This is a genomic window from Patulibacter americanus DSM 16676 (assembly GCF_000420025.1).
GTDB classification, from domain to species: Bacteria; Actinomycetota; Thermoleophilia; order Solirubrobacterales; family Solirubrobacteraceae; genus Patulibacter; species Patulibacter americanus.
Genome location: NZ_ATUD01000012.1, coordinates 42,016 through 54,383, shown reverse-complemented (window position 1 = coordinate 54,383; position 12,368 = coordinate 42,016). Strand labels below are relative to the sequence as shown.

At 76.3% G+C, this 12,368-nt stretch carries 14 protein-coding genes and 2 pseudogenes; 9 read left to right on the top strand and 7 right to left on the bottom strand.

Annotated elements, in window-relative coordinates; all coding sequences use genetic code 11:
* Positions 1-148 precede the first annotated feature (148 nt).
* Complete coding sequence (locus F593_RS0117115; RefSeq protein ID WP_022929973.1) at positions 149-556, top strand: PaaI family thioesterase; 408 nt, start codon at positions 149-151, stop codon at positions 554-556.
* Between the two features lie 88 nt (positions 557-644).
* Positions 645-854 carry a hypothetical protein gene (locus F593_RS0117110; RefSeq protein ID WP_022929972.1) on the top strand — a complete coding sequence of 70 codons (210 nt, stop codon included), beginning with the start codon at positions 645-647 and terminating at the stop codon, positions 852-854.
* A gap of 26 nt (positions 855-880) precedes the next feature.
* On the opposite strand, the gene F593_RS0117105 is transcribed toward F593_RS0117110, so the two are convergent.
* Positions 881-1,279 carry a VOC family protein gene (locus F593_RS0117105; protein WP_022929971.1) on the bottom strand — a complete coding sequence of 133 codons (399 nt, stop codon included), beginning with the start codon at positions 1,277-1,279 and terminating at the stop codon, positions 881-883.
* A gap of 148 nt (positions 1,280-1,427) precedes the next feature.
* Between F593_RS0117105 and F593_RS31250 the strand changes: the two are divergent.
* The 3 genes and pseudogenes from F593_RS31250 to F593_RS0117095 all read left to right on the top strand — a co-directional run.
* Positions 1,428-1,772 (top strand): annotated as a pseudogene (locus F593_RS31250) (VOC family protein); the annotation flags it as partial.
* Positions 1,773-1,799: 27 nt separating this feature from the next.
* Positions 1,800-2,165: pseudogene (locus F593_RS31245) on the top strand (VOC family protein); the annotation flags it as partial.
* Positions 2,166-2,397: 232 nt separating this feature from the next.
* A complete protein-coding gene (locus F593_RS0117095) occupies positions 2,398-3,354 on the top strand; it encodes an esterase/lipase family protein (RefSeq protein WP_022929970.1) in 957 nt (318 codons plus the stop codon).
* A gap of 6 nt (positions 3,355-3,360) precedes the next feature.
* Here F593_RS0117095 and F593_RS31120 read toward each other — a convergent pair whose 3' ends face one another.
* Positions 3,361-4,191 (bottom strand): collagen-like domain-containing protein, encoded by an 831-nt coding sequence (locus F593_RS31120; RefSeq protein ID WP_022929969.1) that lies wholly within the window; start codon positions 4,189-4,191, stop codon positions 3,361-3,363.
* Between the two features lie 90 nt (positions 4,192-4,281).
* Here F593_RS31120 and F593_RS0117085 point away from each other — a divergent pair, with 90 nt between their 5' ends.
* The gene (locus tag F593_RS0117085; protein WP_022929968.1) at positions 4,282-4,686 is read left to right on the top strand and encodes a YccF domain-containing protein; all 405 of its coding nucleotides are present in this window, start codon (positions 4,282-4,284) and stop codon (positions 4,684-4,686) included.
* Positions 4,687-4,794: 108 nt separating this feature from the next.
* Here the strand turns inward: F593_RS0117085 and F593_RS28705 are convergent, their stop codons facing one another.
* Genes F593_RS28705 through F593_RS26150 form a run of 3 tightly spaced genes read right to left on the bottom strand, consistent with a single transcriptional unit; the run spans position 4,795 to position 7,116 of the window.
* Positions 4,795-5,604, bottom strand: a complete 810-nt coding sequence (locus F593_RS28705) for a cupin domain-containing protein (protein WP_022929967.1) — start codon at positions 5,602-5,604, stop codon at positions 4,795-4,797.
* A gap of 10 nt (positions 5,605-5,614) precedes the next feature.
* Positions 5,615-6,091: a GNAT family N-acetyltransferase gene (locus F593_RS26155; protein WP_022929966.1), complete on the bottom strand. Its 477-nt coding sequence runs from the start codon at positions 6,089-6,091 to the stop codon at positions 5,615-5,617.
* Complete coding sequence (locus F593_RS26150) at positions 6,088-7,116, bottom strand: AraC family transcriptional regulator (protein ID WP_084630149.1); 1,029 nt, start codon at positions 7,114-7,116, stop codon at positions 6,088-6,090. The genes F593_RS26155 and F593_RS26150 overlap by 4 nt, the downstream gene beginning before the upstream one ends.
* Positions 7,117-7,198: 82 nt before the next feature.
* On the opposite strand from F593_RS26150, the gene F593_RS26145 reads away from it, so the two are divergent.
* Together F593_RS26145 and F593_RS0117060 are read left to right on the top strand one after the other, a co-directional pair.
* Complete coding sequence (locus F593_RS26145) at positions 7,199-8,233, top strand: NmrA family NAD(P)-binding protein (RefSeq protein WP_022929964.1); 1,035 nt, start codon at positions 7,199-7,201, stop codon at positions 8,231-8,233.
* Positions 8,230-8,712, top strand: a complete 483-nt coding sequence (locus F593_RS0117060) for an anthrone oxygenase family protein (RefSeq protein ID WP_022929963.1) — start codon at positions 8,230-8,232, stop codon at positions 8,710-8,712. Before F593_RS26145 ends, F593_RS0117060 begins: the two co-directional genes overlap by 4 nt.
* Here F593_RS0117060 and F593_RS26140 read toward each other — a convergent pair.
* On the bottom strand, positions 8,687-10,342 hold the full coding sequence (locus F593_RS26140) for an FAD-dependent monooxygenase (RefSeq protein WP_022929962.1): 1,656 nt from the start codon (positions 10,340-10,342) through the stop codon (positions 8,687-8,689). The genes F593_RS0117060 and F593_RS26140 overlap by 26 nt on opposite strands.
* A 107-nt stretch (positions 10,343-10,449) precedes the next feature.
* Between F593_RS26140 and F593_RS26135 the strand changes: the two genes are divergently transcribed.
* Positions 10,450-11,226, top strand: a complete 777-nt coding sequence (locus F593_RS26135; RefSeq protein WP_022929961.1) for a methyltransferase domain-containing protein — start codon at positions 10,450-10,452, stop codon at positions 11,224-11,226.
* A gap of 11 nt (positions 11,227-11,237) precedes the next feature.
* Here F593_RS26135 and F593_RS0117045 read toward each other — a convergent pair whose 3' ends face one another.
* A complete protein-coding gene (locus F593_RS0117045; protein WP_022929960.1) occupies positions 11,238-12,353 on the bottom strand; it encodes a type III polyketide synthase in 1,116 nt (371 codons plus the stop codon).
* Between the last annotated feature and the right edge of the window lie 15 nt (positions 12,354-12,368).

Sequence of the window (12,368 nt, the reverse complement as noted above, 5' to 3'; positions counted from 1 at the left end):
CAGGGTTCCGGATCACCGCCGTCGGAGGCGGGTGATCCGGGATCCTCCCCCGCGCCGGACGCGTATGGTCCCGCTGGACGGTGGGTTCGGTGACCGGACCCGCTGTTTCCGTCGCCACGCCCGCGCACCCGAACCCGAAGGACCGACCATGCCCGAGCCCGACCTCTCCCTCGACGCCGGCGGCCCGTTCCTGCAGGCCGCCGGCCTGCAGGTCGACGCCGCCTCGGCCACCGAGGTGACCGGCCACATCGACGCGGACGCGTCGCATCACACGCCCTGGGGCGTCGTCCACGGCGGGCTCTACGCCACGGCGGTCGAGAGCGCGTGCAGCATCGGCGCGTCGACCGCCGTCGCCGACCAGGGCATGTTCGCCGTGGGGCTGTCGAACCACACCGACTTCGTGCGGGCGCACAAGACCGGTCGGCTCGACGTCCGCGCGTGGCCGATCCACCAGGGGCGGACGGGTCAGCTGTGGCAGTGCGACGTGACCCGCGAGGACGGCAAGCTCGTCGCTCAGGGGCGTGTGCGGCTGCAGAACGTGCCGATGCCGGGATAGGCCCACGGGGGGGGTCGGGACCGCGCCGGACGGCCAGTCCGCAGCGCCGCCACGGTTGGCCCGGCCGCCGGACGGGCACCCGGCGGGCATGGCCCCCGAAGACCGTCCCGAACCGCCCCGCCCCGACGACGCTCTCGACCGCATCCGCGAGGCCCAGCGCGACCTCGAGGAGGCCGACGGCACGCCGAGCGACACGACCGAGCGCACCGCCCGCAGCGGTGTCCCCGAGCTCAAACCGGAGGACGTCACCTCCATCATGCGTGCGCACGACGAGCGCGCACGGCAAGAGGGGCGCTGACCCCGCCCCGGGGACGGGGCGGGCGGCTACTCCCCCACGAACTGCGTCAGGCCGATCCAGTTGCCGCAGGTGTCGTCGAAGATCGCCCCGATGACGGGGCCGGTCTTGATCGGCTCGCCACGGAACTCGACGCCTGCGGCGACCATCCGCTCGTAGTCGGCCTGGACGTCGTCGGAGGAGAAGTTCGTCAGGGGTATCTTCTGGTCGTAGAGGCCCCGCTGGAACTCCTGGGCGATCGGCAGCGCGTTGGGCTCGAGCAGGAGCTCGACGCCGTGCGGCCCGGCGGGCGAGGCGACGGTGAGCCACCGGAACCCCTCGCCGAGCGGCACGTCCTCGCGCTTCTCGAACCCCAGGACGCGCGTGTAGAAGTCGAGCGCGCGCTCCTGGTCGGCGACGAGGACGCTGGTGATGGAGATCTTGATCACGGGGGGCTCCGGCGGGTCGGGTGGGCGACCCGGCGGGCCGCGGTGCCCTGAGCATGCCGCGGGACGTGCACGCTGTCCACCGGTACGCGTCCCACGGCGGACGGGGAGCGCCCCGGAGCCGTCCCCCGCCCCTGGCACACTCGCCGCCATGTTCGACCACGTGACCCTGCGCGTCGCCGACCGGGCGACGTCGGAGCGCTTCTACGCGACGGTGCTGCAGACGCTCGGCTTCGCCCCGCCGACGGGTGGCGACGACTACGCGGAGTGGGAGGACTTCTCGCTCGCCGACGCGACCGCGGAGCGGCCCGTCACCACAGGGCTGCACGTAGCGTTCGCGGCGCCGAGCCGCGAGGCGGTCGACGCGTTCTGGCGCGCGGGCACGGCGGCCGGGCATCCCGACGACGGCGCCCCCGGCCCGCGGCCGGAGTACAGCCCCACCTACTACGGCGCGTTCCTCCGCGACCCCGACGGCAACAGCGTCGAGGCCGTCCACCGCGACGGGCAGCGCACCGACGGGCACGTCGACCACCTCTGGATCCGCGTCGCCGACGTCGCGGCCGCCCGCAACTTCTACGCCGCCGTCGCCCTCCATGCCGGCTACGCGCTCGTCCACGACGCCCCGGAGCGCGCGTCCTTCGACCGCGCCGGCCCGGGCGGCGGCACGTTCTCCGTGGTCGCGGGCGAGCCGACCCGCCACCTCCACCTGGCGTTCGCAGCGCCGGACGAGGCGACGGTGCGCGCGTTCCACGCCGCGTTGACCGGCGCGGGATACCGCGACGAGGGTGCGCCCGGCGAGCGCCCCGAGTACCACCCGGGCTACTACGGAGCCTTCGTCCTCGACCCCGACGGCAACAACATCGAGTCGGTGCACCACGCGCGGCGCTGACGCGGAACGGCCGGGCGGGGCCAGCGGGGCGGTGCGCGGACCGGGAGGGCGACCACGGGCGGGGTTGGGGGCGGACCGGGCGGGCGCGAACCGAACACTCACCCCGCCGGACCGTGACCGGCATCACACGGTCGCGGTAGGCTCACACGTGTGCACCGGCCTGTCCGGCGCGCCCACCCCGCCCCAGGGTCGACGCCGTCGCGGCTCCCGGCCCGCCGCCCAAGGAGTCCCCATGCCGTCAGTCCGCCGGACCGTCCTCGCCGTCGCCATCGCCGGCTCGATCACCGCCGGCTCAGCCGGGGCGGCGCAGGCCGCCACCGGCCCGCGGACGGAGAGCTTCGCCGCCGCGTTCGCCACCTCGCTCGTCGCGCCCGAGCTCGACACGCCGGGTGCGAACGACCCGACGTGCAAGCCGACCGCGGCGCGTCCGCGGCCCGTCGTGCTCGTCCACGGCACGTGGGAGAACCGCTACGACAACTGGGCCTCGCTCGGCCCGCGGCTGAAGAGCGCCGGCTACTGCGTCTTCGCACTGAACTACGGCGACGACGCCCGCAGCCCCGCGTCGTACCTGCCGTCGCTGAAGGGCACGGGCGACATTCGTGACTCGGCCGCCGAGCTCGCGAGCTACGTCACGCAGGTCCGCGGCTGGACCGGGGCGGCACAGGTCGACATCGTCGGCCACTCCCAGGGCGGCCTGCTCGCCCGGCAGTACCTACGGTTCAACGGCGGCGCCAACCCGGCGGATCCGGCGCAGAACGTCGTCAAGCGTCTCGTCACGCTCGGCGCAACGCACCACGGCACGACGCTGTCGGGGATCGCGACGTTCGCGCAGACCTTCGGCCTGCTCGGCGCGTCCGAGCCGCTGCTCGGCACCGCCGCCACCCAGCAGATCCGGGGCTCGAGCTTCCTGCAGACCCTCAACGCGGGCGGCGACACGGTCCCTGGCGTCGACTACACCGTGATCGCCACGCGGTACGACCAGGTGACCACCCCGTACCGGTCGACCTTCCTCACCGCCGGGCCGGGCGCGACCGTCCGGAACGTCACGATCCAGGACGGCTGCCCGATCGACCTGAGCGACCACCTGAGCATGAGCTACGGCCCGCGCACCGCCGGCCTCGTGCGCAACGGCCTGGAGCCCGAGGCCCAGCGGACGGCTCCGTGCCTGCCGAAGGCGCCGGTGCTCTGAGGGCGCTCATCCCGTGGCGGTGAGCACGATCTCGCCCCGGCCGAAGTTCGACGCGCGGTTCGACGAGCACCGAACCGCGACAGCGTGCTCGCCGGGCGCGACGGCGACGCGGCGGTCCGTGGAGAGCTGTGCCACCTCGAGGTCCTCGTGCGTGACGACGACCTCCGACCCCAGGGGCTGCCCGTCCACCGCCACCCGGCACTCGGAGCGCGCCGCCCCCTGGTTCGTCGCCACCAGGACGTTCGCCGCGATCGTCATCGCGGCGGCGCCGTCCGGGACGTCGAGGACCTCCGTCACGACCGTGGTCACCTCACCGGGCTGCGTGGTGGTCCCGCTGACGACCGACCGGCCCGCCGATGCCGAGGGCCCGACGGGTCCGCGCGCACCCGTGGCGCCGGCCTCGCCGCGGGGCCCCGGCGCGCCCGGCTCGCCGGCCGGTCCCGCCTCGCCCCGTGGGCCGGCCGGCCCGGGGTCACCGGCGCGTCCGCTCGGGCCCGCGGGGCCGTCGGCGCCGCGCGGTCCCGTCGCGCCGGCGGGGCCGGCCGGACCCTGCGATCCGGTCGCGCCGCGATCCGGTTCGGGCAGCTCCCCGGCGCGGAAGTCGCGCGCGCGCAGGCTGCCGTCCCGCACCTTGGCCGACGTCACGGCCCCGGTCCTGAGCTTCGGTGCGCTCACGGCCCCGGAGCGCAGCTCCCGGGGCCCGACGGACTTCGCCGGCAGGGTGATCGCGGCGTAGCTCGTGCCTCCGAGAGCGACGAACAACGCGGTGGCGCTCATGACGGTGGCGGGGTTGAGATGGCGCAGCACGCGGCCGCGGCGGACGGGCGGGGTGGACATGCCGCGGAGTGTCGCCCCGACGATGAACGCCGTCAACGCGCATGGACCGGCGGCCGATCGACTCCGGCCCGCGCAGCGTACGCTGGTCCCATGCGCCTCGTACTCAACGTCCTCTGGCTCGTCCTCGCGGGGTTCTGGATGGCCGTCGGGTACGTCGCCGCGGGCCTGCTGCTGCTGATCCCGATCGTCACGATCCCCTTCAGCCTCGCGGCGTTCCGGATCGCCGGGTTCTGCCTGTGGCCGTTCGGCCGCACCCTCGTCCCCGCCCGGGGCGCGGGGGTCGCATCCGGCGTCGGCAACGTGCTGTGGATCCTGCTGGCCGGCTGGTGGCTCGCGCTCGGGCACCTGATCACCGGCGTGGCGCTGTGCCTGACGATCATCGGCATCCCGTTCGGGATCGCCAACTTCAAGCTGATCCCGGTCAGCCTCGTGCCGCTCGGCAGCCGGGTCGTGCCGATCGGGTCTGCGGAGGACACGGCCGGGGTGGCGTTCTAGCGCCACCCAGGCGGCGTTCTCGCCCGCCCGGGCGGTCCGGTCGGCGGCTCGCCGGCTCGTCCCGGGCGCCGGCCGGCGCCCGCCTTCGCACGGGCGTGCGGCCGGCCCTCAGGTCGAGCGCTCTCCCAGCGCGTCGACCATCCGCTTGGCCTCGAGTAGGCCGATCCTGCCGGGCACCCCACGCCGGAGCTCCCGCACGGCCTTGACGAGCTCCCCGTCCCGTACGTGCTGCCGGACGATCGGCGGGACGTCCCACAGCGGCTCCCGCATGCCGAGCGCGGCGGAGAGCACGGCGACCTGCCGGCGCAGGTCGTCTGGGGACGGGTCGGCGTTCGCGTCCCCGGAGGCGGACGGCTCGGGGTGCGCGCCCTCGGGGGCGGACGCCTCGGCGACGACCGACGCCCACGGCGAGGTCGCCCGCTCGATCGGCGGCCGGCCGGCGTAGGCGACCCTCGGGTCGGTCGTCTCCTCCGGCACGTCGGCGCCGTACCGCGCCGCCACCGCGTCGGGCGGATAGGTCGTGACGCCCGCCGCCGTGCGCGTGCCCGCCATGAGGATCGCGCACGGCCCGTCCCCCGCCCCGACGGTGATGTGGGCCGTGCCGGGCGGGCAGTGGAAGACGTCCCACTGCCGCATCCGCCGCTCCTCGCCCTCGACGATGAGCAGGCACTCGCCGGCGAGCACGAGGAAGCTCTCCTCGTCGTCCTCCAGGTGGTACTTGCCGTTCGCCTCGCCCGGCTGCAGCACGTGCACGCCGATGCCGAGGGTCGGCGACGGTGCCTGCGGCGACTCGAACGCGCACCACCTGCCGCCGTCCTCGGCGTGGTCCCACGCGATCTCCTCGAGGTTCAGGACCCACCAACCGTCGTCGGCGGGGATCAAGCCTTCGGGCGTCTGCTCGACGCGCGCCTGGTGCATGGCCCGCACGCTACCCCGCAGGTGCGTCGCCCCCGAGCTCACGGCCGTAGAGGACGACCTTCTCCAGCGTCGCGACCTGGTCATAGAGCGCGCGGGCGCGGGCGTTGTCGTGGTCCGTCTGCCAGTAGAGCTTGGTGGCGCCGCGGCGCCGGGCCTCGGTCGCGACGGTCTCGATCAGGGCGCGCCCGACGCCGCCCGTGCGGGCGTCCGGGCCGACGAAGAGGTCCTCGAGGTAGCAGTAGCCGCCGGGCGACCACGTCGACGGGTGCAGCATCGCGTGGACCAGGCCGATCGGCCGGTCGTCCGCGTCGCAGGCGACGAACCCGAAGACGCCGTCACCCGCACACAGCCGCGCGAAGCTCACCTCGGTCACCTGCGGGTCGAGGTCCTCCTCGTAGAACGCCAGGTAGCCGTCCCAGAGCGCGCCCCACGCCTCGCGGTCGCTCTCGCGCAGCGGGCGGACGGGGATCGCGGCGCGGTCGCTCATGCGGCCACGCTACCGGCGGCCGCGGTGGCGTCTTCCGCGCCCGCCTCGAGGACGTCTCCCGCGCCGCCGACGGGAGAGGCCTCCCCGGGAGCCGCGGCCCGCGCCCGCCACGCCTGCGGGCTCATGCCCCGCAGACGCTTGAACGCCGTGCTGAGGGCGAACGCGCTGCCGTAGCCGACCCGTGGGGCGACGGAGCCGACGGTGGCGCCCGGCTCGAGCAGCAGGTCGGCGGCGAGGGCGATCCGCCAACTCGTGAGGAACGTCATGGGCGGCTCGCCGACGAGCTCGCCGAACCGTCGCGCCAGCGCCGCCCGCGACGCGCCGACCTCGCGGGCGAGGTTCGCGACGGTCCACGACCGCTCCGGCGCGTCGTGCAGCAGCCGCAGCGCGGGACCGACCACGGGATCCGCGTGCGCCCGGTACCAGCCCGGGGCGTCGGCCTCGGGCCGGGCGAACCACGCGCGCAGCACCGCGATCAGCAGCAGGTCGAGCAGGCGATCCAGCACGGCCTCCTGCCCCGGCTCGTCCTTCCCGATCTCGCCCGCCAAGAGCGGGACGAGCGGGCAGTCCCACTCCGCCTCGCGCAGCACGAGCACCGCCGGCAGCGCCCGCAGCAGGCGCTCGCTGACCTCGGCACGATGCTCGTACGTGCCGGTGAGCAGGACCGTCTCGCCGTCCTGCCCCGTCCCCCACGCCCGCACGCCCTGGCCGGTCAACCGCACCGTCTCCGTCCCGTCGGGCGTGGTGCACCGCTGGCCGGGATGGATGACGGCCTGGGGCGCGGTCGCCGGGTCGTCCGCCACGCGGTAGGCGCCGGGGCCCCGGAGGACGGCGACGTCGCCCTCGACCAACCGCGCCGCCTCGCCGTCGTCGGGCAGCAGCCACGCGGTCCCGCGCACGACGGCCACGACCGTGAGCGGCGCCTCGTCCTGCACGCGCAGCGCCCACGGCGGCTCGAGGACCGAGCGCAGGAGGAACGCGCCGCGCGCCCGCGGCCCGTCGAGCAGTCCCGCCACGGCGTCCATGGGGCGCAGCGTAGACGCTGACACATGGATTTGCGAGTTGAGGCCATTCTCCGTCTCGCTCCGCGGTGGTTGGATCGTCCCCATGACCCACACCCCGCAGGACCCCACGCCTTCCGGAACGCCCGCCGCCGAGGCGGACGCCGCCGCCAGGGCCGACGCCGCCGCCGTACCGCACGCCGCCCACGGACCGCAAGGCGCAGCCGGGCCGCGCGCCTCCACCCCGACCGCGGTCGCCCCGTCCCGCGACGCCCTGGTCCTCGTCACGAGCGCCACCGGCAAGACCGGCCGGCGGGTCACCGAACGCCTGCGATCCCGCGGCTTCGCCGTGCGGAGCGGCTCGCGCACCACCACGCCGGCGTTCGACTGGGACGACGCGAGCACGTGGGACGCGGCGCTGCGCGGCTGCACCGCCGCGTACCTGGCGTACGTCCCGGACCTGGCCGTGCCCGGTGCCGCCGAGACCGTCGCCGCGTTCGCCGCCCGCGCGGCCGCCGCCGGCGTCGAGCGGCTCGTGCTGCTCTCGGGCCGCGGCGAGACCGAGGCCCAGCGCGCCGAGGAGCTCGTCCGCGCCGTCGGCGTGCCGTGCACCGTGGTGCGGTCGAGCTGGTTCGCACAGAACTTCAGCGAGAGCTTCTTCCTCGACCCCGTCCTGCAGGGCGAGCTCGCCCTGCCCGTCGCCGGCGGCGTCCGCGAGCCGTTCGTCGACCTCGACGACGTGGCGGACGTCGCCGTCGCCGCGCTCACGGAGGACGGCCACGCCGGCGAGACGTACGTCGTCACGGGCCCGGAGGCGCTCACGTTCCATGAGGCGGTCGCGGCCGTCGCGGGGGCGTCGGGCCGCGACGTCGCGTTCGTCCCGATCCCGCTCGACGCGTTCACCGGCGCCCTGACGGCGGACGGCGTACCGCCCGAGGTCGTCGGGCTCATGACCTACCTGTTCACCGAGGTCCTCGACGGCCGCAACGCGACCCCGGCCGACGGCGTCCTCCGGGCCCTCGGCCGGCCGCCGCGGAGCTTCGCGGCGTTCGCGCGCGACGCCGCGGCGGCGGGCGCGTTCTCAGCGGGCGCGGCAGCGGGCGCGGGACCGACCACGACGGCGGCGGAGCCGGTCCGATGACCGGCCTCCCGGCGGCGGCGACGCTGCTCACCGCCGTCGGCTGCGGTCTGTCGGCGGGTGCGCTGGCCGCGTTCTCGACCTTCGTGATGCCCGCGCTGAACCGGCTGGCGCCCGCGGCCTCGACGGTGGCGATGCAGGAGATCAACCGCGCCGCGGTGACCCCGGCGTTCATGACGCTGCTGCTCGGCTCGACCGCCGCGTGCGGCGGCCTGGTCGTCCTCGGCCTGGCCCGCCGTGGCGCCCCGGAGTCCCCGTGGCTGATCGCCGGGGGCGTGCTCTTCGTCGTCGGCGTCTTCGGCGTGACCGTCGTGCGCAGCGTGCCGCTGAACGACGCGCTCGCGGCCGCCGACCCGCACGCGGCCGACGCCGCCGCGCGGTGGGCCGCCTACGCCCGGGACTGGACGCTCGCCAACCACGTGCGGTCGGTCGCCGGGGCGGTCGCGGCAGGGCTGATCACCGTGGGGTTCGCGGCGGGGTGACGCCGGGCGGTCCCGGCCGACCCGCGGCGCGGGCGCCGTCGGGCGGCGGCGCGAGACCGGCCAGCGGGCCGCCCAGCGCCGCCTCCGCCGCGCGCCGCAGGGCGTCCTCGCCGCCGCGCTCCGCCGTCCCGAAGACGACGCCGTCGGGCCGCACGAGAGCGGCGTGGGCCGGGGCGAGCCACGCCGCAGTGACGGCATCTGTGCTGCCGGGCCACACGGGTGAAGCGGGCGGAGACGACGACGCGGCCACTGCGGACGCATCGCCGCCGGCCCAGCTCCAGCCCGGTCCGACCGGCGGCGCCCCGGGCCCCTGGGGCAGCGGCTCGCCCGCGCGCCACCCGTGGGCCCCGGACGCCACCAGACCGCGGCGGATCGCCGAGGGCGGCTTCCAGCCCCCGCGGGCGACCCAGGCCTGCACCCCGGCCCGGCGGGCGAGGGCGCGCATCACCCCGTCGCGCACCCGGGCCGCGCGCCGACGGCGCAGCTGGACCACGGCGCCCAGGGCCTCGGCCAGCACGGTCATCCGGACGACGTGCGGCCGGCGCTCGGCGGCGTAGGAGTCGAGGACCCCCGCGGCCGCCTCGTCGCGCACGACGACCGCGACCTTCCACGCGAGGTTGTGCGCGTCGCGCAGCCCCGCCCCGAGACCCTGCCCCGCGAACGGCGGCGCCAGGTGCGCCGCGTCGCCCAGGAGCAGGATCCGCCCGACCCGCCAGCGTGCGGCGACGCGGGCATGAAAGACGTAGACCGCGGCCCGCCGCACCGCCGGGGCCGGCCCGCCGAGCCGGGCGCTCAGGAGGTCGGCGACGACCCCGGACCGCTCGATCGCCGCGGCGTCCTCCCCCGGCCCGAGCAGGAACTCCCACCGGTGCTCGCCGCCCGGCAGCGGGCCGTGCACCCAGGGTCGCCGGGGGTCGCAGACGAACTCGAAGTCCTCCGGGGCGAACGCGGCCGGCGCGGGCGCCGAGCCCGGAGCGGTCGGCGCGACCCCGGCCTGCGCCGGACCCGCGACGGCCGAGGCGACGGGCGCCCGCGGCGGGACAGGTGCCGCCGTGTCGACGACGAGCCAGCGCTGCCCCGACGTGCGCCCCACGAGCCGGATCCCCAGGCCCCGGCGGATCGCGCTGCGCCCGCCGTCGCACGCCAGCACGTAGGAGGCCCGGACCGTCTCCTCGCCACCGCCTCCGTCGGCGGCCCGCACCGTGAGCGTCGCGCCACGCCCGTCCTGCCGGACCGCCGCGACCTCGACGCCCAGGCGCACCTCGACGAGCGGCTCGACGGCCAGCCGCGCCCGCAGCAGCCGCTCGAGCTCGGGCTGCCGGAAGAACGCCAGCGCCGGGTGGCCCGTGGTCGTCGGGGGCGGCGGCAGCACGACGAGCGGCCCGCCGTCGGCGCCGCGCAGCCGCACGGTGTCGCCGGCACGCAGGCTCAGGCCGTCGAGCGCACCGGCCGCGTGCAGCACCCGCAGGGCGTCGTCGTCGAGCGCGACGGCGCGGGGATGCGGGTAGACCGCCTCGTCGCGCTCGACCGCCACCACCCGCACGCCCTGCCCCGCCAGCAACAGCGCGACCGTCGCGCCGACGGGACCGAGGCCGACCACGACGACGGGATCGGGGGCGGCGCCGCTCACCCGCGCCACCCTAGGGCCGGCGGGCGTGGCGTGACTCCCGCGGCGCACGCACCCCGCGACGGGCGACGACGCGAGACGCCGGCCCCGCGCGCCGCTAGGCTCGCCGGGTGAGCCCCGAGCCCCCGCGCCGCGCCCCGAACGACCTGCGGCAGTACGACGACCTCGCCGACCGGTGGTGGGATCCGCTCGGCCCGTTCTGCTCCCTGCACTGGCTCGCCCGCAGCCGCGCGCAGCTCATCCCCCCGGCGCCCGCCGGGGGCGGCCGGCTGCTCGACGTCGGCTGCGGCGGTGGCCTGCTCGCGCCGCACGTCCACGGCTACGAGCACGTCGGCGTGGACCTGTCCGAGCCGGGCCTCGCGGTCGCCGAGGCGCACGGCGTCCACGCGGTCAAGGCCGACGCGGCGGACCTGCCGTTCGCCGACGCGAGCTTCGACGTCGTCGTCGCCGGCGAGATCCTCGAGCACGTCACCGACCTCGAAGGAACGGTCGCCGAGGCGCTGCGCGTCCTGCGCCCGGGTGGCACGTTCGTCTGCGACACGATCAACCAGACGCCCCTCGCGCGGCTGGTCCTCGTGACGATCGGTGAGCGGATCCACGGCGGTCCGCCGCCGGCCTGCCACGACCCGGCGCTGTTCGTCGACCCCGCACGGCTGCAGGCGCTGTGCGCGCGTCATGGCGTCACGCTGTGGGTGCACGGCATCCGCCCCGCCGCACGGGCGTTCGCGGGCTTCGCGCTCGGGCGCTCCCAGCGGGTGGAGATGGTCCGCACGGGCTCGCTCGCCGCGGTCTACCAGGGCGTCGGCGTGAAGGACGCGGGGGCACCCGGCACGGGCAGGACGCCGGCCGAGCACGCCGCGGGCCACGCGGGACCGCCCGCGGCCTAGCACCCGCCGGGTCAGGCGCGGACGCGCAGCAGCGCGGCGTAGAGCGTCAGGCCCGGCCCGAACGCCATGAAGATCACCGGGTCGCCGTCGGCGAGGTCGCGCCGCTGACGGATGCGGTCGAGCACCATCAGGACGGTCGCCGACGAGCAGTTGCCGTGGTCGCGCAGGACGGCGGCGGTCTCCTCGAGCTCCTCCTCGGGCAGGCCCAGGCGCTCGCAGACCACGTCGATGATGCGCGGGCCGCCGGGGTGCACGGCCCAGCCGCGCACGTCCTCCGGCGTCAGGCCGCGGGGCGCGAGCAGCTCATCGACGACGCCCGCGACGTGCTTCTCGAGCACCTTCGGGACCTTCGACGAAAGCGACATCAGGAACCCGCGGTCCGTGATGTCCCAGCGCATCTTGCCCATGTGCTCGACGTCCGTCCGAGCGACGAAGTCGACGACCTCGAAGCCCTTCGGCGCGTTCGGCGCCACCGCCGTGGCGACCGCGGCGTCGGAGAAGAGCGCGTGCGCCACGACCTGCTCGAGGTTGCGCGTCGGCGGCTGCAGGTGCAGCGACGTCAGCTCCAGGCAGAGCATGATCGAGACCTTGTCGCGGGCCGCGGTGGCGTCCGAGACCGCCGCCAGTCCCGGGACGGCGGCGTAGCAGCCCATGTGGCCGATGTGCAGCCGCTGGACGCTGTCGTCCAGGCCCAGGTCGCGCGCGAGCAGGATGTCGAGGCCCGGAGTGGCGTAGCCCGTGCACGAGACGACGGTGAGCTGCCCGATGTCGGCCCGGTCGATGCCGGCGTCGGCGATGCACGCCTCGATCGCCTCGCGCCCCAGCGGCAGGCCCTCCTCGAGGAACCGCTGCATCCGTCGCTCCGTCCCCCACTCGCGGACGTCCTCCTCGAACGGGTCGACCGCGCCGTGGCGGGTCTCGACCCCGCTGTTCATGAAGATCTGCTCCGGCACCGTCCGGCCGCCGAAGTGCTCCTTGAAGAACCCGTCCCACGCCTCGGCCTGCGTGCGGGTGGGCGGCAGCGCCGTGCCGATGCCCACGACGGTGGGGACGGAGAGCGTGCGCGGCGCCGTGGCGGCGAGGACCCCCGGGGCGCTGGTCGGGACGTCGACGACGCGGGGAGGCATGTCTCTCAAGTGCCC

Excerpts from the sequence above, each read along its gene's own strand:
- F593_RS0117115 (WP_022929973.1), top strand. The coding sequence starts at position 149 with ATGCCCGAGCCCGACCTCTCCCTCGACGCCGGCGGCCCGTTCCTGCAG.
- F593_RS0117110 (WP_022929972.1), top strand. The coding sequence starts at position 645 with ATGGCCCCCGAAGACCGTCCCGAACCGCCCCGCCCCGACGACGCTCTC.
- F593_RS0117095 (WP_022929970.1), top strand. The coding sequence starts at position 2,398 with ATGCCGTCAGTCCGCCGGACCGTCCTCGCCGTCGCCATCGCCGGCTCG.
- F593_RS31120 (WP_022929969.1), bottom strand. The coding sequence starts at position 4,191 with ATGTCCACCCCGCCCGTCCGCCGCGGCCGCGTGCTGCGCCATCTCAAC.
- F593_RS0117085 (WP_022929968.1), top strand. The coding sequence starts at position 4,282 with ATGCGCCTCGTACTCAACGTCCTCTGGCTCGTCCTCGCGGGGTTCTGG.
- F593_RS28705 (WP_022929967.1), bottom strand. The coding sequence starts at position 5,604 with ATGCACCAGGCGCGCGTCGAGCAGACGCCCGAAGGCTTGATCCCCGCC.
- F593_RS26155 (WP_022929966.1), bottom strand. The coding sequence starts at position 6,091 with ATGAGCGACCGCGCCGCGATCCCCGTCCGCCCGCTGCGCGAGAGCGAC.
- F593_RS26150 (WP_084630149.1), bottom strand. The coding sequence starts at position 7,116 with ATGGACGCCGTGGCGGGACTGCTCGACGGGCCGCGGGCGCGCGGCGCG.
- F593_RS26145 (WP_022929964.1), top strand. The coding sequence starts at position 7,199 with ATGACCCACACCCCGCAGGACCCCACGCCTTCCGGAACGCCCGCCGCC.
- F593_RS0117060 (WP_022929963.1), top strand. The coding sequence starts at position 8,230 with ATGACCGGCCTCCCGGCGGCGGCGACGCTGCTCACCGCCGTCGGCTGC.
- F593_RS0117045 (WP_022929960.1), bottom strand. The coding sequence starts at position 12,353 with ATGCCTCCCCGCGTCGTCGACGTCCCGACCAGCGCCCCGGGGGTCCTC.